Source organism: Rossellomorea marisflavi (assembly GCF_009806575.1).
Lineage (GTDB): Bacteria > Bacillota > Bacilli > Bacillales > Bacillaceae_B > Rossellomorea > Rossellomorea marisflavi_A.
This window is the reverse complement of sequence record NZ_CP047095.1, coordinates 3933850-3959043: the sequence shown is the minus strand read 5'-3', so window position 1 is coordinate 3959043 and position 25194 is coordinate 3933850. Positions and strand designations below refer to the sequence as shown.

Annotated in this window: 23 protein-coding genes; 17 read left to right on the top strand and 6 right to left on the bottom strand. The window is 45.5% G+C overall.

Annotated elements, in window-relative coordinates:
- Positions 1 to 127 precede the first annotated feature (127 nt).
- Complete coding sequence (gene treP / locus D5E69_RS20420; RefSeq protein ID WP_048007554.1) at positions 128 to 1543, bottom strand: PTS system trehalose-specific EIIBC component; 1416 nt, start codon at positions 1541 to 1543, stop codon at positions 128 to 130.
- A gap of 298 nt (positions 1544 to 1841) precedes the next feature.
- Positions 1842 to 2171, bottom strand: coding sequence for a hypothetical protein (locus D5E69_RS20415; protein WP_159130171.1), 330 nt, complete (start codon positions 2169 to 2171; stop codon positions 1842 to 1844).
- Positions 2172 to 2424: 253 nt separating this feature from the next.
- Between D5E69_RS20415 and D5E69_RS20410 the strand changes: the two genes are divergently transcribed.
- From D5E69_RS20410 to D5E69_RS20400, 3 genes are all read left to right on the top strand, one after another.
- Positions 2425 to 3195, top strand: a complete 771-nt coding sequence (locus D5E69_RS20410; RefSeq protein WP_159130170.1) for a hypothetical protein — start codon at positions 2425 to 2427, stop codon at positions 3193 to 3195.
- A gap of 111 nt (positions 3196 to 3306) precedes the next feature.
- Positions 3307 to 3993: a response regulator transcription factor gene (locus D5E69_RS20405; RefSeq protein ID WP_048014367.1), complete on the top strand. Its 687-nt coding sequence runs from the start codon at positions 3307 to 3309 to the stop codon at positions 3991 to 3993.
- Positions 3977 to 5413, top strand: coding sequence for a HAMP domain-containing sensor histidine kinase (locus D5E69_RS20400; RefSeq protein WP_159130169.1), 1437 nt, complete (start codon positions 3977 to 3979; stop codon positions 5411 to 5413). Before D5E69_RS20405 ends, D5E69_RS20400 begins: the two co-directional genes overlap by 17 nt.
- Before the next feature lie 318 nt (positions 5414 to 5731).
- On the opposite strand, the gene D5E69_RS20395 is transcribed toward D5E69_RS20400, so the two are convergent.
- Positions 5732 to 6193, bottom strand: a complete 462-nt coding sequence (locus D5E69_RS20395; RefSeq protein ID WP_213085564.1) for a hypothetical protein — start codon at positions 6191 to 6193, stop codon at positions 5732 to 5734.
- A 337-nt stretch (positions 6194 to 6530) separates the two neighbouring features.
- Here D5E69_RS20395 and D5E69_RS20390 point away from each other — a divergent pair, with 337 nt between their 5' ends.
- From D5E69_RS20390 to D5E69_RS20375, 4 genes are all read left to right on the top strand, one after another.
- A complete protein-coding gene (locus D5E69_RS20390) occupies positions 6531 to 7517 on the top strand; it encodes a C40 family peptidase (RefSeq protein ID WP_159130167.1) in 987 nt (328 codons plus the stop codon).
- A 208-nt stretch (positions 7518 to 7725) separates the two neighbouring features.
- Positions 7726 to 9267 (top strand): glycosyltransferase family 2 protein, encoded by a 1542-nt coding sequence (locus tag D5E69_RS20385; protein ID WP_159130166.1) that lies wholly within the window; start codon positions 7726 to 7728, stop codon positions 9265 to 9267.
- Positions 9268 to 9380: 113 nt separating this feature from the next.
- Positions 9381 to 9914: a DUF6241 domain-containing protein gene (locus D5E69_RS20380; RefSeq protein WP_159130165.1), complete on the top strand. Its 534-nt coding sequence runs from the start codon at positions 9381 to 9383 to the stop codon at positions 9912 to 9914.
- A gap of 20 nt (positions 9915 to 9934) precedes the next feature.
- The gene (locus D5E69_RS20375) at positions 9935 to 10117 is read left to right on the top strand and encodes a hypothetical protein (RefSeq protein ID WP_159130164.1); all 183 of its coding nucleotides are present in this window, start codon (positions 9935 to 9937) and stop codon (positions 10115 to 10117) included.
- A gap of 28 nt (positions 10118 to 10145) precedes the next feature.
- On the opposite strand, the gene D5E69_RS20370 is transcribed toward D5E69_RS20375, so the two are convergent.
- Together D5E69_RS20370 and D5E69_RS20365 are read right to left on the bottom strand one after the other, a co-directional pair.
- Entirely contained in the window at positions 10146 to 10850 is a 705-nt protein-coding gene (locus D5E69_RS20370) for a GntR family transcriptional regulator (protein WP_159130163.1), read from the bottom strand.
- A gap of 17 nt (positions 10851 to 10867) precedes the next feature.
- Positions 10868 to 12067, bottom strand: a complete 1200-nt coding sequence (locus D5E69_RS20365) for an enolase C-terminal domain-like protein (protein WP_159130162.1) — start codon at positions 12065 to 12067, stop codon at positions 10868 to 10870.
- Positions 12068 to 12322: 255 nt separating this feature from the next.
- Here D5E69_RS20365 and D5E69_RS20360 point away from each other — a divergent pair, with 255 nt between their 5' ends.
- Positions 12323 to 13678, top strand: coding sequence for a PTS transporter subunit EIIC (locus D5E69_RS20360; protein WP_159130161.1), 1356 nt, complete (start codon positions 12323 to 12325; stop codon positions 13676 to 13678).
- A gap of 36 nt (positions 13679 to 13714) precedes the next feature.
- On the opposite strand, the gene D5E69_RS20355 is transcribed toward D5E69_RS20360, so the two are convergent.
- On the bottom strand, positions 13715 to 14683 hold the full coding sequence (locus D5E69_RS20355) for an LCP family glycopolymer transferase (RefSeq protein ID WP_283957839.1): 969 nt from the start codon (positions 14681 to 14683) through the stop codon (positions 13715 to 13717).
- Positions 14684 to 15189: 506 nt separating this feature from the next.
- On the opposite strand from D5E69_RS20355, the gene D5E69_RS20350 reads away from it, so the two are divergent.
- From D5E69_RS20350 to D5E69_RS20310, 9 genes are all read left to right on the top strand, one after another.
- The gene (locus tag D5E69_RS20350) at positions 15190 to 16395 is read left to right on the top strand and encodes a capsular polysaccharide export protein, LipB/KpsS family (protein WP_159130160.1); all 1206 of its coding nucleotides are present in this window, start codon (positions 15190 to 15192) and stop codon (positions 16393 to 16395) included.
- On the top strand, positions 16367 to 17095 hold the full coding sequence (gene kdsB / locus D5E69_RS20345; protein ID WP_159130159.1) for a 3-deoxy-manno-octulosonate cytidylyltransferase: 729 nt from the start codon (positions 16367 to 16369) through the stop codon (positions 17093 to 17095). Before D5E69_RS20350 ends, kdsB begins: the two co-directional genes overlap by 29 nt.
- Positions 17095 to 17922 (top strand): 3-deoxy-8-phosphooctulonate synthase, encoded by an 828-nt coding sequence (gene kdsA / locus D5E69_RS20340; RefSeq protein ID WP_159130158.1) that lies wholly within the window; start codon positions 17095 to 17097, stop codon positions 17920 to 17922. The genes kdsB and kdsA overlap by 1 nt, the downstream gene beginning before the upstream one ends.
- Before the next feature lie 47 nt (positions 17923 to 17969).
- On the top strand, positions 17970 to 18947 hold the full coding sequence (locus D5E69_RS20335) for a KpsF/GutQ family sugar-phosphate isomerase (protein WP_159130157.1): 978 nt from the start codon (positions 17970 to 17972) through the stop codon (positions 18945 to 18947).
- A gap of 12 nt (positions 18948 to 18959) precedes the next feature.
- Positions 18960 to 19487 (top strand): KdsC family phosphatase, encoded by a 528-nt coding sequence (locus tag D5E69_RS20330; protein ID WP_056538928.1) that lies wholly within the window; start codon positions 18960 to 18962, stop codon positions 19485 to 19487.
- Between the two features lie 14 nt (positions 19488 to 19501).
- Positions 19502 to 19927 (top strand): HIT family protein, encoded by a 426-nt coding sequence (locus D5E69_RS20325; protein ID WP_159130156.1) that lies wholly within the window; start codon positions 19502 to 19504, stop codon positions 19925 to 19927.
- A gap of 89 nt (positions 19928 to 20016) precedes the next feature.
- Entirely contained in the window at positions 20017 to 23256 is a 3240-nt protein-coding gene (locus tag D5E69_RS20320) for a capsular polysaccharide export protein, LipB/KpsS family (RefSeq protein ID WP_159130155.1), read from the top strand.
- Between the two features lie 2 nt (positions 23257 to 23258).
- Complete coding sequence (locus D5E69_RS20315) at positions 23259 to 24371, top strand: capsular polysaccharide export protein, LipB/KpsS family (RefSeq protein WP_159130154.1); 1113 nt, start codon at positions 23259 to 23261, stop codon at positions 24369 to 24371.
- Between the two features lie 11 nt (positions 24372 to 24382).
- Positions 24383 to 25186, top strand: coding sequence for an ABC transporter permease (locus D5E69_RS20310; RefSeq protein WP_159130153.1), 804 nt, complete (start codon positions 24383 to 24385; stop codon positions 25184 to 25186).
- The last annotated feature ends 8 nt before the right edge of the window (positions 25187 to 25194 follow it).

Genomic DNA, 25194 nt, shown 5'->3' with positions numbered 1-25194 from the left:
CCAAAATCAATTGTGTGTAGCGACCTAACCAGGTTGCTTTTCTTTTTAGTTAGTAAAAAGGGAGCGGGACTGGTTGTCCTTGTCGCTCCCTCATTTTAACTTGTATATACAAGTTGGTTCAACTGTTTTAGCTGATTTTGTTTTTGCTGAATTTGGCAAATAGGATGGTGAGCAGGAATGGGATGATGATACAGATGACCATTCCGATGGCGAATGTCAGGTAGTATTGCGGTTTGAAGGAGAAGATACCTGGGATTCCTCCTACGCCGATGGAGAAGGCTTCGGTGCCTGTTGTGGCCAGCAGGACGCCTCCGACGGCGGAACCGATGATGGCTGCGATGAACGGGAATTTGTAGCGCAGGTTGACCCCGAACATGGCAGGTTCAGTGACTCCGAGATAAGCGGATAGGGCGGAGGTACCGGCCAGGCCGCTCAGCTTTTGGTTTTGTTTTTTCGCAAGGAACATCATGGCGAGTGCGGCAGATCCTTGTGCGATGTTGGATAGTGCCAGGATCGGCCATAGGAATGTTCCGCCTGTGTTGGATACGAGCTGCAGGTCGACGGCCAGGAACGTATGGTGCATCCCGGTGATGACCATGACTGCGTACAATCCACCATACAGTAGGCCACCGAGCCAACCGAAGTGACTGAAGATCCAGATGACGCCGTCTGTCAGTTGGTTACCGATGAAGAACGTGATCGGACCGATGACGATGAATGAAAGCAGTCCAGTGACGAGCAAGGCAACAGGTGCTACAACCAACAGTTTGATGGAATCATGAACATGTTTATCCAAGAAACGCTCAATTTTCGCTAATACATAAGAAGCAACGAGGATCGGGAGGACTTGTCCCTGATACCCGATTTTATCGATTTCAAGACCGAAGATGTTCCACGTCGGGATTTTTTCAGCAGATCCGTATGCCCATGCATTGAGAAGGTCCGGATGGACAAGAATCAATCCAAGGACAATCCCAAGCAGCGGATTTCCCCCAAAACGCTTCATGGCCGACCAACCGATGAGTGCAGGCAGGAAGGTGAAGGCCGTGTTGGCGATCAGGTTGATGATATTGGTGAGGTCTGCCCATTGTGGATAGACGTCGATGACGGATTTATCGTCGAAAAAGATCCCGGGACCCGTAAGGATATTGTTCAGCCCCATCAACAGACCCGCCATGACGATGGCCGGCAGGATCGGGATGAAGATGTCAGCCAGGGTCTTGATGGCCCGTTGAAGCGGATTCAAATTCTTGGATGCTTCATTCTTTACATCTTCCTTTGATACTTCCTGGATGCCTGTTTCCTCAGCAAGGATTTTATAGGCCTTATCGACGAGCCCCTGCCCGATGACGACCTGGAACTGTCCGTTTGAAGAGAATGATCCCTTTACGATATCGATATCATCCAATTTCTCTTTATCTACTTTTCCTTCATCCTTCAGAATAAGACGAAGACGTGTCACGCAGTGCGTCGCGGTCGAAATATTGTCCGCTCCCCCGATGGCCTCGATGATCTGTTTAACCGATTGTCTATCCACACTCATGTGTATCCCTCCCAAAATGTGTTCGCTTACATTTGTAACAACCATTCCCCATATGGAATGAGTAGAAACTCCTAATCTATCGGTAACGCTTCCAAAATACTGTGTTGTATATACAAGATATAGTTCAATTGTAATCTTGTATATACATGTTGTCAATGAAAATGTATAGCGTTTTCATATTTGATGACTATAATACTTCATAGCAAAAACCCCAAAATGGGCATCCTGTTGTAGATACCCATTTTGGGGTTGGTGTGACGACTTTAAAATAGTTTTCATTGCATATTTTAATAGTGGATTAGCGGTGTTTCCAGATTGTTATTCCGTTTGTTAGTTTAAGTATACTCGGACAGTCATTATAAAGTGATACCTCTATAAGATCACCCTGATTATTAGCCAGCCACTTATAAATAACATTGTTCACGTCATATGGTTCAGATAAAATGTTATCCACTCTAGATATAGCTGAGTCGTATTCTTTGAAATTAACATCATCATCTTCATATCCATTATCTGTTTCAAAAATAGTATCTAATTTCCCACTTACTTTCAGTCCATTTTCCCACTCCATTACTATGGTAGATTTCCTATGGTCTTTTAAAGCTTTGATCAAAGAATCATAACCCATACCTTAACCTCTTCTCTAATCTGGAATTGATGGCATATGCGTCTCATTCTTTGAGTGATGTATTAAAGTTTCGTGGTGGGGGATTTTCTTATATAAAGGTTTATATACAGAAATAACCATGGATAAACCTGAATTAGTAGCGAATTCAGGAAGATAAGTTTCTCCCCCGACATCCTCCTGACACATTCACCCCCTACAATCAATCTTGCAAGGCTAAAATCTACAAATTCAAAATGAACTGGAGGTAGGTAAGATGTTGAATGTACTATCGGCAAAAGTGGTGGCGGGTGCATTGTCATTGGGAATCCTGGCGCCGGCTGCGTATACGGCGACGACACAGGAGACGGCGGATCAGCCGCAGGTGGAGGAGAAGCAGCAGCTTGATGAGGAAACAAAGTCCAAGCTGGATGATATCAAGGGCAAGGTGGAGGATGGGACCATCACGAGGGATGAGGCGAAAGAAAAGCTCGATGAGTTGGGGATCCGTCGTCCGGGGCGCGGTGGTAATCACGGTGGGCCTGGCATGGAGCTTGATGATGAGACCAGACAGAAGCTGGATGACATCCGTGATCAGGTGAAGTCGGGTGATCTGACAGAGGAAGAAGCGAATGAAAAGATCGCTGACCTCGGTATCGAGATGCCGCAGCGACCGGACGGGATGGATGAGGAGACTCACCAGAAGACCCATGACATCCGCGACCGCTACATGGCCGGCATGATCACGAAGGAAGAGGCGCAGAAGGAGCTTGATGAGCTTGATATCGACTTGGACCTCGACAAGATGCCGGATCCGTTTGCCGATCTGGATGCAGCAACGAAGAAAAAAGCCCAGGCCATCCTGAAGAAGGCGGTCGAGGGGACCATCACCCGGGAAGAAGCGCATGAGCAGCTTGAGGATCTCGGGGTGAAGATGAAAGGCCCGCGCGGTGGCGGTGATCACGGTCCAGACAGCAGTACGAAGGAAGGCGATCAGTCTGAAGACAAGACCGATCTGGATGCATCCCAGACCAGCGTGACCCTTTGACCCCTTTCATATAAATGAGAGTGCCGTCCCCCTGGCACTCTTTCTTTTTCCCCAAGCATTTCTTCCCCACCCGTTTTTCCTTTATAATGCTTCTATAGGAGGATTTCTCATATGAAAACCATACAGATCGTTGAAGATGAAATCACCATATCCAGGGTCCTGAAGGCGTACCTGGCGAAAAGCGGCTTTGACGTTGTGCAATCGTACTCAGGTAGGGAAGCCATGAAGGATTATACCAATGTGCAGCCGGATCTTGTGCTTCTTGATGTCATGCTGCCTGACGGAGATGGCTGGTCGGTCCTGGAGTCGATTAGGACTCTTGCGCCGACGCCTGTCATCATGCTCACGGCCCTCGGCGACGTGGACTACCGCCTCAAGGGGCTGACATCGGGTGCCGATGATTACATCGCGAAGCCGTTCATCGGGGATGAAGTCGTCGCGCGCGTCCAGGCCGTCCTGAGGCGGAGCGGCCCCGTGTACGATACGGGAAGTGTAAGGCTCTATGGTGATCTGAAAATAAATCGCCAGTCCCATACCGTTCACTTGAAAGGGGAGGAGATCACCCTGACGCCGCGGGATCTTTCCGTTTTCCTTTTTCTCGCTGACCATCCGAATCAGACGTTCACACGCGAGCAGCTCATTGACCGGGTGTGGGGCATGGATTATGAAGGAAGCGACCGCGCCGTGGATCTTGCCGTGAAGCGGATCCGGAAGTCACTGGAGGAGTGGCCGAAGGAGCAGGGGGAGATCCGCACGCTCAGGGGATTGGGGTACCAGTTCAGTGTTCACCAAGGCTAAAGAGCCGGGCCGCCAGACGCTCCTCCGCTACTGGACGACCCGCTACCTCATCACCCTCGTCGTCGGACTCCTCGTCATCGCCCTCATCTCGGCGATCTGGATCAGGAAGACGACGATCGATAACCGCCTGAACCTGACCCAGGTCATGGCCCAGGAGCTCGCCGACCGGATCGTGACGGAAGACGGACAGATCCTCATTCCGCCTGTCTTGAAGGACGTCGTCGAAGAGCGGAGCAAGCTCCTGAACCTTGATGAGCCGCCGTCCACCTTCGTCGTCGACCCCGAAGGCAACGTCCTCTCCGACAAGAACCATTTCCGCGGAGGACCACCGGGAGCTCAGCCACAGGCACAAAAGATCTCGACGACTTTCTTTGAGAAGAGGAAAGTGGAAATCGCCCTCGGTGAAGAAGGGAAGGCGTACGCCATCAGCCAGCCGGTGAAAAACGGAGACGATGTCCTCGGCTATGTGGTCATGCTGAACCTTGAGAAGGATCTCGGGAAAGTGAACCAGGAGTACCGGCTACTCGCCATCCTCCTGGTGAGCCTCGGTTTGCTTGGCTGGCTCGTCATCTACTATCTGTCACGCAAGCTGTCGGCTCCGATCTCGGAAGTCGCGAGTGCGGCAAGAGTCGTAAGCGAAGGGAATTACAACGTCAGCCTGAAAGAACCCGCCAAGGAGAAGGAAATTTATGAGCTCGTGGACTCCTTCCAGCAGATGGCCGAGAAGCTTCAGCATCTGGAACAGCTCAGATCGGAACTCCTTGCCGGTGTCACCCATGATCTGAAGACGCCGGTTACCTCCATCAGCGGCCTCATCCAGGCGGTGAAGGACGAGGTCGTGACCGAGGACGAAGCGAAGGAATTCCTCGACATCTCCCTGAAGGAAGTGGACCGCCTGCAGCGGATGATCGGTGATCTTCTTGACTTCAACTCCTTCTCATCAGGAGCCATCCCCGTGCGGAAAGAGACCGTCTCCATGAACGACCTTGTGGAGGATATCGTGAATCAGTGGAAGCAGACCCAGGTGAACGAGTCGTTCCAGCTGGAAGTGGAGACACCTCCTGAAGACATGGAAGCGGACGTGGATACCCTGCGGGTCGAGCAGATCCTCATCAACCTCCTGAACAACGCGCGCCAGGCCCTACCAGAAGCGGATGGCAGTTTGCGTGTGAAGCTCGAGCGGGCGGGGGACTCCTGCACCATATCGGTCAGCGACACTGGGAGCGGGATTCCGGAAGCCGAACAAGCACTGATTTTTGAACGCTTCTACCGCGGGGAAGAGAAGAAGCTCAAGACGCGTGGTCTCGGACTGGGACTGCCGTTTTCCCGGATGCTCGCCCAGGCCCACGGAGGCAGCCTTCGCCTGGAGCGTAGCTCGTCTGAAGGAACGATGTTTGTGGTGGAGTTTCCTATTAGATAGGAGCTGTCACGAGACTTGAAAATAAACAATGAAAGTTGAAAGTAACCACTCGAAGTTGAACGTATTGTAGCGTAGTTGAAAGTGGGAAATGAGTCGAACATCTAAGTTGAAAGTAAATCAACGAAAGTTAAAAGTAAATCGGCAAAAGTTGAAAGTAAATCCATTAGAGTTGAAAGAAAAGGGCTGGCGCACAGGATCAATCACCCTGCCAGCCTTCCATTTCAGCCGATTTTCGTGCATTTGAGTAGCGCTTGCAGTCCCCTTATTCAACAATCCATAAAAAAAGAAGCCCATCCAACTAAGGCTTCCTAATCAACATTAGTTAAACCGCCATCCATCTTCCCCAAACCGAACTTGCTCATCCTCTTTCGGAATCTCAAAGGATGCCAGATAATACTCGCCCTCTCCCAACTCAACCGTACGATAGTACTTCGGCTGGTCAAGGGGCCGTATAATCGTCGCCGTCAGACGTGTATGGGCGGGATCTTCCTTCTTCCCCAGTAAGATGACGTGATGTTGGTACTGATCATAGGTTTGGTTTGTATCCGTCCACAATACGTGGTGAATCTCATCATCCTTTACGAGGGCATATCCGATCCGACCGTCCTTCAGAAGGAATAAAACCGCTTCTAACCCATCATCAATCGAGTGGCTCTGCAGAATGTCCTGGACATGAATCTCCTCAGCGGCGGCCTCGATCTTATCCTTCATCGACAGGGGAGCAGTCTGCCCCTCGTTCTGTACCCACACCACAACCCCCACAACAATCCCAATAAACAATATAGAAGAAATAAGCAAAATCCTCTTCAACACCCGACCCCATTTCCCTTCAAAATACGGTAAACCGTTCTGATTAGTATTATACCTTATTATCCCAAAAAATGTTAATTACTTCCTTATTCCACACCCAATATAGGAAACAGCCCCCATAAATACCCCAAACCACCTATGAACAAACCAAACTACCATCATTACCACAAATTACTAAACGTGATTATACTGGGCTTTCTTCCATGTTTTTCTTCACATAAGAAAATAAGCCTATTAACCTATCGGACTAGTTCGGAGATAATGGGTAGGCGTGCAAAAACGACATTATTTGCGAAGGAGAAAGATCTTGAAGAAAACGATAATCGCTTTTACAACTGCTGCTGTTCTGTCATCTATGGCTGTCGATTCGATTGAGGCTGCCTCTTATAAAGTAAAGTCTGGGGATACGCTTTCTGGAATCGCCGTTAAATACAATACAAGTGTCTCAAGTCTGAAATCCATGAACAAACTCAAGTCCGATATGATCTATGTGAATCAAGTATTGGAAGTGTCGAAATCGACAACGTCATCATCATCATCCACTACAACATACACCGTGAAATCCGGGGACTACCTGTCGAAGATCGGCCAGAAGTACAATGTGTATGTAGCGGATCTGAAGAAATGGAACAATCTAAAGAGTGACCTGATTTATCCTGGTCAAAAATTGATCGTGTCCGGAAGCTCGAAGTCCACTTCGACCTCGACTACGACGGCTTCAAAACCGTCGACATCCGGAAGCTATACGGTCAAATCCGGTGACTCTTTATCCTACATCGCGTACAAATATGATGTAACCATTTCACAATTGAAGTCATGGAATAAGCTTACGTCCAACACAATCTATGTCGGTCAGAAGCTCAAGGTGAATGGCTCGACCTCTACTTCCACTTCAACCGGAACAGTCAACACCGCGACTACGGGCACTCAGACTCCGTCATCATCCACGGTCGTGAACGTGGCGAAGAAGTACCTTGGCACCCCGTATAAATGGGCCGGTACGACGCCGTCCGGATTCGACTGCAGCGGGTTCATCTACTATGTATTCAATGAAGCGGGCTACTCCATCTCCCGTACGAGCACGGAAGGCTACTACAGCCAGGCGAAATCCGTCTCCAATCCGGTTCCGGGTGACCTCGTATTTTTCGAAAATACTTACAAAGCCGGCATCAGCCACATGGGAATCTACCTCGGAAACGGGGAATTCATCCATGCATCTGACAGCGGCGTTGTGGTGACGAAGCTGAATAATACTTATTGGGCTCCGAAGTTTGTCGGATATAAGCGCTTCTAATACCCACTTGCTGTAAGGAAGAGATATCAATTCTTTTCTTTACAGCTTTTTTTTATTTGGATAAATGATGGAACTTTCCCCGGGACATCTACGTCTAATCATTGGAAGCCCTCACCTTGGGAAATAAAAGAAATGAAATCATGGTGATTTTCCTTGTGAAACGGGTATTGTTTAGAAGCAATCTATTATGATAGTGGGAGAAATGAATTTGAAACTCTTAGATTTACTGCCATTTAAAACGGAGAAAGATACCTATTTTGATAAAGTTCCATATACGGTCTTCAATAATGCCGCGCTTAAAAGAAAATCCAAGGTGACGGTGGTCATCCCCGTGTACAATGCGGAGAAATACCTGATCAAAGCCATCGATTCGGTGATCGTGCAGACGTTCGGGTTCTCCAATATTACCGCGATTGTCATCGACGATGGATCAGGGGATAAATCACGTCCAATGCTGAAGAAATTTGTCGATCTGTATGATAATATCGTCGCCGTATTCCTGGAAGAAAACACTGGCACTCCAGCGTTCCCGAGGAATCTCGGGGTTCACTTGGCCAATTCCACCTACCTGATGTTCCTTGATGGCGACGACTGGTTGGATCACGATGCTGTCCGCCAACTATATGATCTCATGGAGGAATCGAAGACGGATTACGGTGTAGGGAAGACGATTCAGGTGAACTCAAAGAATGAGAAACTCGTGGGACGCTATGAATCCTGCAAGGTGAGGAAAGGCGTTTCGCCGTATTCCATTCCCCATATCTTCTACCACCTCGGGCCGACTGCAAGGATGATGAGGCTTTCCTTCCTGAAGGAGCACAACATCCGTTTCCCCGAGATGAAGTATGCAGAAGATAAGCAGTTCTTCATCGATGTACTCACGTCGGTCGGTACGATCTCAACCACGACTGCGCCTATCTATTACATCAACCGTTTCTCTGATAATATGTCCCTGACCAGACAGACGGATATTATTGAAAAGATGGATACCAATATTCAGGTGTTGAAATATGTGTTGGATAAGAATCTTCCACCTGAAGAGGAAAAGATGATCGTGAACCGGCTGGTGGAGTTCGACAGCATCACCCGGTTATTCAACCGGAAACATTTCGTGAACAGTGAAAATCAGCAGGCATACTTTAAGAAGTTCGAAGAAGTCCTCTATTTGTTTTCAAGCTATAATCGCCCTTACACATTGGAAGAAACCATAAAGAAGCCATTGAACAAAGAATACTTCTGTCTTCTTGTGAACAGGGAATATGAACGGGTCGTGGCCTTGGCCGAATGGGCAACTTCCGGAGCTGAGGCCCTGCAGGAAGAACGGGGAGGCCTTCCGTACAGGATCGCCCAACTTTCCGATGGCACGACGATTCCTATTGAAATCCCTGTCCAGGCGAAGGTCGTGGATGAAAGACAGGCAGGGAAGAGTGTCGTTTTCGACATTGAGCTGACCGGCCACAGTATTCCTGAAATCCAGGCTGTCGAACTGCAAGACCGCTATTTCATCGAGGATACCTTCATCCTGGAAGGGATTGTCGAACAGAAGGGAACCCTGGTGACCCTCACCTTCACAAAGGAACCCCTTGCCTTCTTGGAGAAGAGCAAATATATCCTGTCCCTCCGCTACGACGATTACGAGTCCGTAATGGTGGTAAAAGAGTCAGAAACCAGGTATCAGCTCGATGGAAAAGAAAAAACATCCATACTCTACCAAACGAATAAAGGGAATTTGTCCCTCAAGGTAAAGTGATAAGAGCTCTTCACGGGCTCTTTTTTGTTTTGTATGGGAAGGGCGTGATCGGGCAGGAATCAGCCTGCGTTATATAGAAATAAATACCATAAGAGAGAAAAAGGAGGACGTGTATGAGCAGGAAATGGGTGGGGATTATTCTGGGAGCAGTCCTTCTGGTGACCGTGGTGGGTGTCTATATTACCCTTGAGAGTCTTGAGCCCGAACGGAAGTCTGCGCATGAAAGTAAAGAAGGTTCAGCTTCGGCAGCGGGTGTAAAGCCGAATAAACATACTTTCACCGGTAAAGTGGACGGCAACCCATTTGAAGGAGACGTCAAGACCCCGATATCAGAAGAATTGATGCGGCAATACATCCACGCCATGAGCCACCAGAAGGTGAGGGCAGGGGAGAAATGGTCGTTCTTCGAAATCACCGATGAGCGGATCGCCTTCCTGCTGCAGCAGCTGGATGAGAAAAACTACAAGAACGATGAAGAGTACCGGGAGATCCTCACCCAATGGCAAAAAGGAGACTTCTCACAGGTCGTCGGCGACCATAACACCGTCTGGAGCCTCATGGGCGGCAACATCGGGAAAGCAAAGGGCCTTCTACCCGCTAAACAGGAGAAAGAGTATCTTGAAAAGCAGACGAGGGAAACCCGATAAGGAGAAAAGGAGGGGAACGCATGGAACGGTTCGAATTCAATCTGTCCAATCGGAAGGTGAGGCTGTGGCTGTTCGCGGTCATGCCGATCCTCATCATCAGCATGATTCTGTATTGGGTATTGCCGAACGAATACGCCTTCGTTCCGGCCATCATCCAGGGCGGGACGGTGCTGGTCTACTTTTTGACTACCTTGAGAACATAGAAGAAGCGAGCCTCGTGGGCTCGCTTCTTCAGTTCTTCCGGAACTGATGCTTATTCGTATTGAACGGTGTGAAGTAAGATACCGAATAATCGAGATTGATCAGCTCGCTGTATTCAAACACCTGAACGTCCTTCAGGATCCCGCGGTTCACGATCTTCATCGCGGCGAGCCCCTTCTTGCAGTTCAGCAGGCCCGCATCTTCTTTTGAGACATTGACGGCGCTGTAGCTCGTGATGAAATGGGAGATGTCATACCCGCATCTCTGTACATACTCATGGACCGACTGGGCAATCACGCCTTCATCGAGATCCGGGAAGAGCTCCGCGGGAACAAGGGACGTTTCGATTTGTACCTTCTGGTAGTCGACGAGACGCACGCGCTTGAAGGACCAGACATCACTCTGGCTGTCGAAGATCCGCTGGGATGAAGCTGATGCTTTTTCCCGTTTCAAGTAAACGACCTTGGATTCAATGTCCTTGAACTTCTTCTCCTGCAGGGAGTTGGAGATCAACGGGCTCTGGGTGATCGTATCGGTGACGAAAATCCCCGAGCCCTGTACAACGTGGATGCTCCCGATGTTGAGGAGCTTCTTCAGCGCCTCCCGGATCGTATAGCGCGACACCCCATACTGATCGGCAAGTTCACGTTCGGTCGGGAGCTTGCCTCCAGGCGGGTATTTATTCTGATAGATCTTGCTCAGCAGATCATCGGCGATGAATTCCCGCTTCTTCATCTCATCCTCTCCTTCCGTTAAGGAGTATGGATCGTCCCGTTCGGCAGGCGGGACTGGGTCCATTCGTGCTTCCTGTACACGCAAGGATACCCCTTCGCCATGTCTTCGTCAAAGCTGACGCCGATTCCTCCCCGTTCGATCGGGTAAATATAGCCTTCCTTCACCTCGACGGCACCCGGGAACATCTCGCGGATCACGTCTTCCGGCTCCTGTACCTCTTGGAGGGCGGCATTATGAAGGAACATATTAAGGTGGGTGTTGACGGCAACACCGATCGGGGTCATGTCCGACGGACCATGCCAGGCAATCTGCACGCCGAATGTCGCGCAAAGGGCCCCGAGCTTCAAGGCCGGCGTAATGCCACCGATTTGGGACACATGACAGCGGATATAGTCGATGCGGCGGTTCACGATGAGATCCTTCCATTCCATCGGATTGTTGAAAAGCTCACCCGTTGCAATCGGTGTCGTAGTCTGACTGCGCAGCTGACCGAGCCACTCATTCTGATCCGGAGGGAGCACGTCCTCAAGGAAATACGGTTGATACGGCTCAAGCTCCTTCGCCAGGCGGATCGCCTGATTCGGAGAGAGGCGTTCGTGGACGTCATGAAGGAAATGGAGTTCATATCCGTACTTCTCACGGAGCGCTTTGAACATCCTTACGACATCGCGCATGTAGATGTCGGGATCATAGTATTCCCCGTCCATGAGCTGATCCGGCAGATGCATGGCATGATTCTTCCCGCCGTACTTCCCGAGCTGACAGCGGATATGGCGGAATCCACGTTCCACCAGGGCATCGACACCTTCAAACAGTTCATCCAGGGTCAGACCGTCCGCGTGGGCATAAGCGGCGATGGCGCTCTTCGATTTCCCTCCGAATAATTGATAGAGAGGCATATCGGCAAGCTTCGCCTTGATATCCCACAGGGCCATGTCGACTCCGGCGATGGCATTATTGATGATCGGACCGTTCCGCCAGTAGGAGTTCACCATCATCATCTGCCAAAGATCTTCAATATCGTGTGCGTTCCGGCCGATGAGGATCGGCTTCAAGTATTCCTCCACCACCATCTGGACGGGGAGCGGACGCTGCTGGAACGTCGCGCAGCCGTACCCGGTGATGCCGCTGCTCGTCTCCACCTTCACGACAACAAAGTTATGACGGTGGGGGTTCGTGACGACAGCTTCTATATGTGTAATAAGATTCGGTTCCATGTGGACACACCTTCCATTTCGTTTGCGATGACTCAAGTAAAACACAGGCAAATCACCGCGGTCAATTTGGTCATGTTTTCACAAGAGATAGGAGGTATTTACCGTACCAATTTTAATAAAAATGACGATGAAACCTTATGTAGCAAGGGTTTAGGTGTTGTGATTGGTATTTTATAAAACGTTTTCAATTTTGGATCCCTGTGCTACGATATGGCTAATCAACGACAACACCACAGACAGAAAGAAGGGGTTCACATGGGAGATCAACAATTGGTCAAACAGATTATCACCGCTGTCGGCGGAGAAGATAATATCAAGAAGGTGTGGCACTGCATGACCCGCCTGCGCTTCGACCTCCACGACTTTGACGCCATCGACCGCGCCAAAGTAAAAGAACTGGAAGGCATCATGGGGGATCAGCTCACGAACGATCAATACCAGATCGTCGTCGGCACCCACGTCCAGAAAGTCCACGAAGCCCTGACCGCAGAGCTCGGGACAACAGACGTGAAAAGCGAGGCACCGGGGAAAAAGAAAGGGTTCTTCGGAGCACTCCTCGATATCGTATCCGGCGTTTTCGGACCGATCGTACCGGCCATCGCCGGAGCGGGGATGATCAAGGGGATCCTCGCCGGGCTCATCGCCCTCGAAGTCCTCAATAAAGAAAGCGACGCCGTCATCATCCTGGACCTCGTCGCAAGCGCCGTGTTCTACTTCCTGCCGTTCTTCTTGGCAGCATCGGCCGCGAATATCTTCAAGACGAATCAGTACCTGGCCCTTGCCGTAGCGGGTGGATTCATGTACCCGTCCCTACTGGATGCCGCCAAGCTCGGAGAAGTCAGTCAGTTCACCTTTATCGGTCTGCCTGTACCGGTCATCAACTACAGCGCAACCGTCATCCCAATCATCCTGTCCATTTGGGCCATGAGCTATATCCAGAAGTACGTCGACAAGTTCATGCCGAGCGTCCTCCGAACCGTCTTCACCCCGACGCTCACCCTGTTCATCACCATCCCGTTCGCCTTGATCGCAACGGGGCCACTGGGAGCATATGTAGGAAGCCTGCTTGCTGCCTTCATTGAAATGTTATTCGGATTATCACCGGTATTAGCCGGTATCGTCGTCGGCGGGATCCGCCCGATCGCCATCGTCTTCGGCATGCATCACGCCATGACGCCGATCGCCCTGCAGAACTTCGCAGACAACGGTTTCGACATGCTCATGCCGATGTTCTTCATGACCAACATGGCCATCGCCGGAGCGACATTCGCCGTCTTCTTCAAGGCAAAAGGTAAGAAAGAAAAATCGATCATCCTGTCAGCAGCCATCTCGGCGCTGCTTGGAATTACGGAGCCGGCCCTATTCGGTGTCCTGATCCGCTATAAGAAAGCGTTCCTGGCCTGTACGCTTGCCAGCATGGCCGGTTCAGCATTCTTCGCCATCATGGGTGTCCGCATCTACGGGTACATCCTGTCCAGTATCGTCAGCTTGGTGGCCTACATCGGACCATACTTCCCGTATGCCATCATTGGGATCTTGCTTGCCCTTGGTGTCGGGTTCGCCATTACGTTCTTCACGCTTAAGAAAAAAGAAGTCGCTGTAGAAGCATAAGAAAACCGCTTGGGATTTGATTCCCAAGCGGTTTTTTTAGATTTGAAGATGCTTTTTAAGGGTCGTTTGAATCTCGCCAAGCTCGGCATCAGGAATTACGTAGTAGTAAATCCCATCGATCTTCGTGCCTTCACCGGTCTCGATTTTGATCTGCTCGATATTTCCTGCAGCTGCTTTGTAGTTCTTCTGGATGTCGACCATTTCCTTGAAGGAAAGATTGGTTTTTACGTTTGCTCCAAGAGCATCGAAGATATCATCGAAGTTCCAGAGGCTAGAGAGGCTGGCCCCCTGATTGATGACTCCTTTGATGATTTCGCGTTGACGAAGCTGACGTCCGAAGTCCCCACGGGGATCTTCATGCCTCATGCGGGAGAAGGCGAGTGCTTTCTTTCCGTCAAGAGTGAGAGTACCTTTGTTGAATGTATATCCGTCCTGTACGAAGTCGATATCGTTATTGACTGTGACTCCGCCTACAGCATCCACGATATCCTTGAAGCCATCCATATTAATGGTGGCATAATAATCAATCGGAATATCCAAAAGATTTTCCACTGTGTTCATCGACCATTCAGCCCCTTCGGAAGGACCGCCTTTGGCAGCCCCGAAGGCATAAGCATGGTTGATTTTATCAACAGTCCCTTTGTCCACGATCTCTGTACGGGTATCACGCGGGATGCTAAGCATTTTCACAGACTTCTGATTAGGGTTCACTGTCAGAACGATAATTGAATCGGAACGGCCGACATCACCCTTACGCTTGAAGGATCCGTCTGTACCCAATAGAAGGACGGAGAATGGATCCTGCTCTTTAAATGTTACCTTTTCGGCACGTTTTTCCGATTTTTCTCGTTTCAATGGGTCATGCATAGCACCGACTGCATCATTCAGAGATTTATATACCGTATATCCATAGACTCCTCCACCAAGTAACAATACGAGAAAGATGATTCCGACAACTTTCGGCCATTTTCTCTTCTTTATACCAGCATGTTTATCTGATCTCATTCACTTTACCCTTCCTTTTCTCAACTTAATTAATAACATAGCAGATTCGACATTTATTGGGTAGAGATTTTTTACTAATCAACTAATTTTTTCATGTAAAAAAGCCCGGGAATGAAGTATACTAGGATAAAAGGCTTATAAATGTAACATTGCCTCTTGCTTGCTAGAATATGTAAGACTATAATGTTACCGTTGTGTGAAAAAGATATCTATTTTATTACTTACAGACTAATGACTTGTATTTGCTTATAATATGACAAAAAGGTGTAAAATATTTCAGATTTCGAAAAAATCTGTACAGATTTATGTTATACTTCGACATAAATGGAAAGCGGGAGGGGCAAATGACGAATTACTTATTCCTAAGGGGCAATCGGAACAAAACCTTCTTTATGAATATTGCAGCTTCATTGGAAGAAAGAGGTCATTCTTGTCATCTTCTGAAATTTGAGCTCGGCGAACTATTATTCAAGAACGGTGTACCATCTACCTTTGTACCGTTTCATGTGAACAAGGAAGAATATCCAATTAGTGATGATGAATTAATGAAGCTCTCCATCTATAACATTACATATCGTGAGAGAATCCTTCACACAAAGGTTCCCACCAAGGAATTGAAGATGTATAAAAGGTATATGCACTATATTGATAAATTCATAGATGAACATGGTGTCCAGGTCGTATGTCTTTTCAATGGATACCATTGGATCGATCAGGTGACAAAAGTAATCGCTCACAAAAGAGGATTGGACGTGATTTACTTTGAGGATGGACTCTTCCGTCCATATACTATCACGTGTGACCCTGAAGGAATTAATGAAATGTCTTCGATCCCACGCTCGGCCTCGTTTTACGATGCAATTGAATTGGATGAGAAAAGGTTGAAAAAACATCTTTTCACTCCTGAGTCAGATCACCTTCATGAGAAGAATGAAAGCCTGCTGGTCGTGGCATTCGTGAAATTGCTTTCCATGATTGGAAGCAGCCTACACATACATCCCAACTACTATGTCCATATCACATTCTGGCAAGGGCTGAAGTATTTCTTCAAGAAGCGGACTTTTTCACGACAAACAGAGGATGAGGTCGAGCTTCCAGAAGAATATGTCTTTCTGCCGTTTCAAGTGTCTAGGGACACCCAGATTCTCTATCACTCACCCCATATAAAAGATATGCGAGATTTACTAGATCACACCTTCAATGCGGTAAAGGCGATAAATGTAGCCGAGGGCAAGAACCTTCACATCGTGGTGAAGGAACATCCTGAGGATATGTCTAGGGTCAATTATGATGACTTGAAAGAGCGATACAAAAATGAAGAAGAAGTTCTGTTTGTAGAGAAATTTGATATCCACACGTTGATTGAAAAGGCAGAAGCTGTCGTTACCATCAATTCGACGGTGGGAATTGAGGCCCTGGCCAAAACAAAGCGTGTCGTTACGCTTGGGGATGCCTTCTACAATATAGAAGGGGTTGTCCATCATGCTAGGACTCCAGGAGAGCTCCCGGAGACTCTGAATAAGTCTCTTCACACTACAGTTAACCGAGGGCGCATCAGAAAGTTCATCTATTACCTGCGTTTTCACTATCAAATAGAAGGATCGCTGCAATCCAAGCATAAACGAACTGCAGATAAAATTGCTGCCCATATGTTGGCAATGGAAAATAGAGAGGAACATGGATATGAAATTCATAGCAGTTATTCCAGCTAGATACGGTTCATCGAGATTCCCTGGTAAACCGCTCGCTCTCATTCAAGGAAAGCCGATGATCCAGCACGTTTTTGAACGTGCGAAGGAAAGTAAGCTTATCGATGAAGTCATCGTGGCAACGGATCACGAGGAAATCTTCAACACCGTGGAAGGATTCGGTGGAAGAGCGGTCATGACCAGAGCGGATCATGAAACAGGTTCCGATCGCATCCAGGAAGTCGCCTCCAAGATCGAAGGGGATTTCTTCGTAAACATTCAGGGAGATGAGCCACTAATCAAGCCGGAACTCATCGACCAACTCATCTCTAGCGCTAAGGAATCTGCAGATGCGGTGATTACGGCGAAAGTAGAGATTAAAGAAGAGAACGACAAAGCAGACCCTAATGTGGTAAAGGTGGTCACGGACAATCGGGGCAATGCCCTCTATTTCTCGCGCTCCCAGGTTCCTTATAACCGTTCAGGCCTGCAAACGGCCAAGACGTTCAAGCATCTCGGAATCTATGGGTATCCGAAAGACATTCTTGCTGAGTTCGTCAATCTGCCGGCTTCCTCCCTTGAGGAGTTGGAAATGCTCGAGCAATTGAGGCTTCTTGAGAATGGTTACAAGATCAAAGTCGTGGAAACAACGTATGAAGCAGTGGGTGTAGACACCCCTGAAGATATAGCAAAAGTGGAACGAATTCTAGGAGGACAAGCATAATGACAAAAGAAATCGTATTAAATGAAAATGTTAAATTCGGAGGAAACAATCCTTTCGTCCTGATTGCTGGCCCGTGCATGATCGAAAGTGAAGATCTTGTCATGAAGACGGCTGAAACCATCAAGGAAATTACAACCAAGCTGAACATCCCTTATGTGTTCAAAGCTTCTTTCGATAAGGCGAACCGCTCTTCCATCCATTCTGAGCGTGGCCCTGGAATCGAAAAGGGTCTGGAGATCCTTGCCAAAGTGAAAAAGGAGTTCGATCTGCCCGTAACGTCTGATATCCACGAAGCGAGTCAAGCGGAACAAGCAGGTGAAGTATTGGACATCATCCAGATTCCTGCATTCCTATGCCGCCAGACGGACCTATTGGTCGCAGCAGCGAACACGAATAAAATCGTGAATGTGAAAAAAGGACAGTTCCTGGCTCCATGGGATATGAAAAATGTCGTCACCAAGCTTCAAGAGACAGGCAATGAACAAATCCTTCTCACTGAACGTGGTTCAACATTCGGGTACAACAACCTGGTAGTAGATATGCGTTCCCTTATCACCATGTCTGAGCTCGGAGCTCCTGTTGTATTCGATGCAACTCACAGCGTTCAGATCCCTGGTGGAAATGGAACGACTACAGGAGGGAAACGTGAATTCGTTCCCCATCTGTCACGTGCAGCAGCATCTATCGGAGTATCGTCGATCTTTATGGAAGTTCACCCGAATCCGGATGAAGCCATGTCTGACGGACCGAATATGGTCAAGCTTCATGAACTTGAAGAAGTATTGAAACCAATTAAGCAAATTGATCAATTGATCAAACAATATTAATCTGCAACCGGCGTCATATTAAAATTTTCTAGGAGGGATAGGGCAATATGTTAAGTACAAAAACTGTTGACTTTGTGGAAGATGTTAGGGATGTTTTGGAGAAGGAAGCAAATGCGATACTGGCACTATCTACAACCATCGGTGATGATATCAATCGTGCTTTGGAAATGTTGTTGAGCTGTGAGGGAAGAGTCGTCATCACAGGTATGGGGAAATCCGGTATCATCGGCAGGAAAATCAATGCCACACTTGCAAGCACCGGAACACCATCACTATTCCTGCATCCGTCCGAAGGTCTTCACGGGGACCTAGGCATGGTGACGAAGCATGATGTCGTCATCGCCATTTCCAACAGTGGTGAAACAGATGAAGTACTCAGCCTATTGCCTTCCATCCAGAAAATCGGGTCCAGAATGATCGCGATCGTTAAGAATACCGACTCTACGCTGGGGAATAAATCTGATATCGCCCTCAGCATCGGGCAGGCAGAAGAAGCTTGTCCACTGGGACTTGCTCCAACTACGAGCACCACCGTCACGTTGGCACTCGGAGATGCACTTGCCGTAGCGCTACTAAAAGCAAGGAAATTCGGTCCGAGCGATTTCGCCCTGTTCCATCCAAGCGGTTCATTGGGAAGAAGACTCCTGATGACAGCCAAGGATGTGGTGAATACCTCGAACAAGAACCCGATGGTTTCTCCAGGAACGACGATTCAAGAGGCTTTATTCTTAATGACCGCGCAAGGACTTGGTGCTACCGGAGTGGTGGATGAGACAAATACACTAATGGGCATATTGACTGACGGGGATATCCGGAGGGCGTTGACAGCTTCACAAGATATCCTGAACAGTACCGTATTCGATTTGTATAATCCATCACCGGTCATCGTTGAAGAGCATGCATTGGCTGCTGAAGCATTGAAGGTGATGGAGGAAAGCAAGGTCAATGTCTTGCCGGTATTGGACGAGCTGAACAAACCAATCGGAATGATTCACATTCAGGATCTTGTAAATCTAGGGCTATAAGAGAGGGACATCATGACGAACAAAATCAAACTGATTGTATTAGATGTAGATGGCGTACTGACGGATGGGAAATTATATATCGGCTCTGACAGAGTCGAGTATAAGCCATTTCATACCCAGGATGGGATGGGAATCAGCTTGGCCCATTACACAGGAATCAAAACGGCCATCATCACTGGCAGGAAGTCAGAGGCCGTTTCCAAAAGGGCAGAGGAACTCAAAGTTGGATACGTATATCAGGGTATTCATGACAAGTTCCCTGTTCTCGAAGGCATCATGAAGGATATGGATATCACCCTTCAGGAAGTATGTTATATGGGTGATGACATCAATGACTTGCCCATCATGCAAAGGGTCGGACTTGCTGTGGCACCTGATAACGCAGTAAGCATAGTGAAAGAGTATGCTCACCAAATAACAAAATTGCGGGGTGGAGAGGGTGCTGTCAGGGAAATGATTGAGTCAGTCATTTCTGAACAACAGGATTTCCGCTTACTAATCAAAGACTATCTTGATGGTAAGGTCGCAATTACACAGTAGAGGGGATGAATTTGATGGGTAATTGTCCAATTTGCACAAAACATAATGGTAATGAAGCACCTCTGTATGAAGGCGAAAATTGGGTAGTATATCTCGGTGATTTCCACTCTCAAATTCCAGGTTACATCTATCTTGAACCAAAGCAACATATTGAAAATTGGAAGGATTTTTCAACTGCTGAACTAGCCGAAATGGGATCAATGATTAAGGACGTAGAAGTGACTTTAAATCGAGTAATTGATTTAGAACGTCTTTATACAGTTACAATTAGTGAGCAGGTTAGACATATTCATTTACATTTGATACCCCGAACGACTAAAGAAGACCGAAAAGGCACCCTGTTGATTCAAGCAGCGACTCAAGGTTCTCAACTAGTCTCTATAAACGCAGAACAATACGAGGTTCTAAGAGATCAAATTATCTCTGCATTTAATAGTTGAGGTCGTAAAATGTTCGAACAATAAAATGTAGGATTATTCCTGCATTTTATTCTTTATGTAGAAAAAAAAAACAAGTGTGAGGGATCCAATTGGGGAATTTCAAGAAAAAAATCAAGGCGACTGTTGGAGAAAAAAACTTTCAATCTCTATCTCGGGTATATAGATCATTTAAACCTAAACAAAAATCTGAAAAACCTATCGCCTTTGCAATCGGTTTTAGCAAATGGAAACATGACCATACAAGACTATATTTAAAGGATTACCAAGTGGAATTTGTACCCGATAATCTTTCTGTCAACAAAACCATTCGTGAAGTAGAGAAATTCAAGGATAAAGTATTTGTAGTTTGGGGTTATAAAGAGCCTGTAAGGTTAAAAAAATATGCTGAACAAAAGAGGATCCCATTCTTCAGGATGGAGGATGGATTTATACGATCTGTTCAATTGGGAGCGGAAAAGAGCTTCCCCCTTTCAATGTGTATTGATTCAAAAGCTCTTTATTATGATGCCACAGAAGAGAGCGACTTAGAGATTATCCTAAATGAATTTGACTTTAATGCAGATCCTAGGTTGCTGGAGAGAGCCCGACATGGGATCGAACTAATAAAAGAAATGAATATTAGTAAATACAATAACGTAAATGAAAAAGATGTGGAAAGTATCTACGGTCCAAAACTTAAAAAAAGAGTTTTAGTTGTTGGTCAAGTTGAAGACGACCAGTCTATTAAGCGGGGCTGTGAAGTAACAATGAATAATAATGACCTCGTTTGGATAGCAAAAATGGAAAATCCAGATGCTGAAATTATCTACAAGCCCCATCCGGACGTGTTATTTGGGAAACGTGAGATGCAATCCAATCCAGATGATGTTGTAGGTATCGCAAGTGTAATTAGAGAACCATTAAGTTTGACGGATGCATTTAATACAATTGATCACGTTTATACAATTACATCATTATCAGGTTTTGAAGCATTGCTAAGAGGAATTCCAGTTACAACAATGGGCTCACCATTTTATTCGGGATGGGGTCTTACTGATGACAGACAAGTCAATACTCGCAGAACAAGAGTATTAACCATTGAAGAGGTTTTTGCTGCCGCTTATATTTTATACCCAACCTATATCAATCCTTTCACTAAGAAAATCATTCAACTTGAGGAAGCTTTAGATATTATGGGGAATTTAAAGAAATTTAATGAGGCCTCTAAAGGTGACGGTTCTTCAATTCACAGATATATATTAGGAATTGATGAGAATCAGAAATCAATCTTCACGGCATTATTTCCGGATGATCATATAGTCTTCATATCGTTAAATGAATCTAATCAAGATTTCAGAAAAAGAGTGAAAATAGGAAAGAAATCAAATCATTTCCTTTATGTTTCGGAAGATTATATGGATAACAAGCTTGTAGCTGTAGCGAATGATGAAGGGATCAATGTTGAGGTCATCAGTGATATGTTTACTCATCTCCTAACAAGTGAGAATAAGGTAGCAGGTAAAAAAACGTTCTCGATTATGATTGATAATTGTTCTGAAGAAAGTCATCAACTTTTAGACCTTCTTAATGAATTTAATTTCAAAGATGATAAAGAACTCATGAAGCAGTCGTCGGAGTTATTGGAACACTACTTGAAATCAGGTGTATCGATTACAAATGTCTCAAACGGTTTAGAAGAATCCTACGAAATAGACAATTCTAATGCAACAAAAATTTTAGTACTAGGAATGAATGAAAGTGTTAAAAAGAATCTTATGACGAATAAGGATCTCATTTGGATGGCAAAGAGTGAGAATCCGGATGCACAAATCATATTTAAACCTCATCCTGAAGAATTAATTGGTAATCCCCATATCATTTCTAAATACAATATGCTCTCTTCGGTAATTGTGTTAGAAGATCCTACTAATTTGTCAGCCATAATGGGAAGTGTAGATCATATCTATACCCTTGATTCTATGGGAGGTTTGGAAGGCATACTTCGAAACAAAAAAGTAACAACCTTTGGTAACCCGGTTTATGCAGGCTGGGGATTGACGGACGATCGCGGGTTGGTTGAGGGACGGAACCGAAAGCTTAGTCCAACTGAATTGTTTGCGGGTATCTTTGTTAAACACACTATATATATCAATCCTTTCACTAAGAAGATTTGTTCCTTTACTGAAGCAATAAACCTTTTAAAATCATTGAACGATACACAAGTGAATGAATTCTTTAGGGAAAATCATGATAGTGATGAGGAGAATATAGAGGATCTTTCAGAAACAGAAGTAGAGTCCTTAGATAATGTAACTAACGTTAAAGAGGAACTCAATAAAGTTAAATTAGAGGATAAAATTATTGGTGTATTCTCTAAAGGTATTAAAGATATACCAAATCTGAGTTCACTACTTCCAGGGTCGAATCTTGAATTCAAACCCTCAAAAAACAAAGATGCTTTAGACTTTGTAGTGGGATGGGGTTTGAAGCAAAGTGCAAAAAAAGCTATTGAGTTCTCTAATGCAAATGGTATTCCTTATATTGGGTTAGAAGATGGTTTCTTAAGATCAGAGGGCCTCGGTGTTAATGGTAGTCCTGCACTTTCTTTATGTGTAGATGATGTCGGGATTTACTATGATGCCACTAGACCATCTAGATTAGAAAACATCCTTAATCAGGACGGTTGGGAAACACATGACATATTGACGAGTGCAAAAGAGGCGATGGAACTGATTCGTCAGAATTATTTAAGCAAGTATAATCATGCACCTATGCTAAAAGATGGAGTGTTCCAAGAGAATGGTAGAGAAAGAGTTCTAGTAGTCGATCAAACATTTGGTGATATGTCTATCTCACTGGGACTTGCTGAGCAACAGAGTTTCATAGAAATGTATAAAAAAGCCGTTAAGGACAATCCTGAAGCAGATATTTACGTCAAAACTCACCCTGATGTAATTTCTGGAAAGAAACAGGGGAATATCTCCCCTGAAGACGTAGCGGATGGTACTATCTTCTTGTCTGAGGATTGTAATCCGATTTCACTTCTGGAAAAGGTAGACAAAGTTTATGTAGTGACTTCTCAGTTTGGGTTTGAGGCATTAATGCTTGGTAAAGAAGTGCATTGCTATGGCATGCCATTTTATGCAGGCTGGGGATTAACGCATGATGAATTGAACAATGATAGAAGAAATAAAAAACGATCTCTTGTTGAAATGTTTGCAGCAGCGTACATGATTTATCCTAACTACTTAGACCCTGTAAACGGAGGTCCTGGTACAATCTTTGATGTAATCAATTTCTTAATTAATCAAAAAAAAAGAAAACAAACATTGGTTACACAAGCTAATTAAACATGAAAATGGTTAAAAAAATAGTCAACGTCGCTTTACAGTATGTACGTTTCTTTGTGAAAATCATGTTTATTAATAGCCATAGAGGTAATTCAAAAACAATTGCTTTGGTTTTCAGGGTTTCGAAATGGAAACAAGGCGCTATTGAAGCACTGCTCGATGAATATACCTGTTTGTTCATTCCTAAATACATTAACCCTAAAATTCTTACTATTATCTCATTGTGGGTAAATCAGTACGTTATCATTACATGGGGTTACGATGATAAAAGTGATAAGTATTTCTCTAAACATTCAAACGTAAAAAAAGTACCTTTTTATAGATTGGAAGATGGGTTCGTACGATCGGTGGGGTTGGGCGCTATGCTTACGCCCCCATACTCTATCTGCTTAGATAAAAGGGGAATGTACTTTGACTCGACCAAAGAAAGTGATTTGGAATATTTACTGAATACCTTCCCTTTTGGAGAACATCCGGATTTGGAAAAAAGGGCGAATAAAGTCATTCATATGCTCCAGATGCTTAAATTAAGTAAGTATAATCATCTTCCTTCCTCAAATATAAGTAATATATATGGCCCAAAGAAACTAAGGAGAGTTCTTGTTGTTGGCCAAGTTGAAGACGATGCTTCCATTAGGAAGGGAAGTCGGATAAGATATTCAAACAATGATTTAGTAAGGATAGCCGTAAAAGAAAATCCGGACTGTGAGGTTTTTTATAAACCTCATCCGGACGTATTAAGCGGTAGAAGGAAAATGAAGTCAAATCCTGAAGATGTAAGGGACATCGTTCAGGTCATTGATTCACCTGTTGGTCTGGCAGATGCGCTGAACACAGTTGATCACGTTTATACCATTACATCATTATCGGGGTTTGAAGCGCTCATTAGAGGGATTAAAGTGACGACTTTGGGAGCACCTTTCTATTCTGGCTGGGGACTAACGGATGATCGGCAGAATGTAGACAGACGAAAAAGAATGCTTACTAAAGAACAGCTTTTGATTGGAGCCTACATTTTATATCCAAGATACGCAGACCCTTTAACCATGGAGAGATTGTCCTTAGAAGAAACTATTCAACGGATTAACAAAAGTCGTAATAAATCTGAAGAGTAAGGGAAATTTTTATGATATCAGTCTTACAAATTATAAAAGAACAATTAGTAAATATTCATTTGATTTTCAGGCTTTCCGTGTATGAAATTAGAGGCAAGTATTTAATGCATTACTTAGGGGTAGTCTGGCAGTTCCTTAATCCAGCTATCCAAATTTCCGTATACTGGTTGATTTTCGGTGTAGGCATTCGAAGTGGAGGAGAGGTCAATGGCTTTCCTTTCTTTACTTTTTTAATAGTAGGGATTATTCCGTGGTTTTTCATCAACCCCACTATCAATCAGGGTTCCAACAGCGTATACAAGCAAGTAAGGCTAGTTTCTAAAATGAAATTCCCAATCAGTATACTTCCTTCTGTTAGCATAGTAAGCAATTTGTTTAATTTTATAGTCATGACCTTAATTATGGCAGTTATCCTGCATTTTAAAGGAATTGAACCAAGCATCTACTTAATTCAGTATCCCTACTATGTTTTTTGTATGATTGTATTCCTATATGCAACGACTTTATTGTTTTCAACAATATCGACTATTGTAAGGGATTTTCAATCGCTGTTGCAATCCACCTTAAGAATTCTGTTCTATTTATCTCCTATATTGTGGGACATAAAGATGATGCCGGCTTTCTTTGATCCCATCGTAAAGCTTAATCCAATTTATTATATTATTGATGGTTTTAGAAACACTTTTTTATATCAGAAATGGTTTTTTGCAGACCTGAATATCATGTTTTACTTCTGGGTGGTAACACTGCTAATGTTATTCGTCGGGGCAGCGCTCCACATGAAATTCAGAAAGAAGTTTATTGATTATTTGTAGTTGGAGGC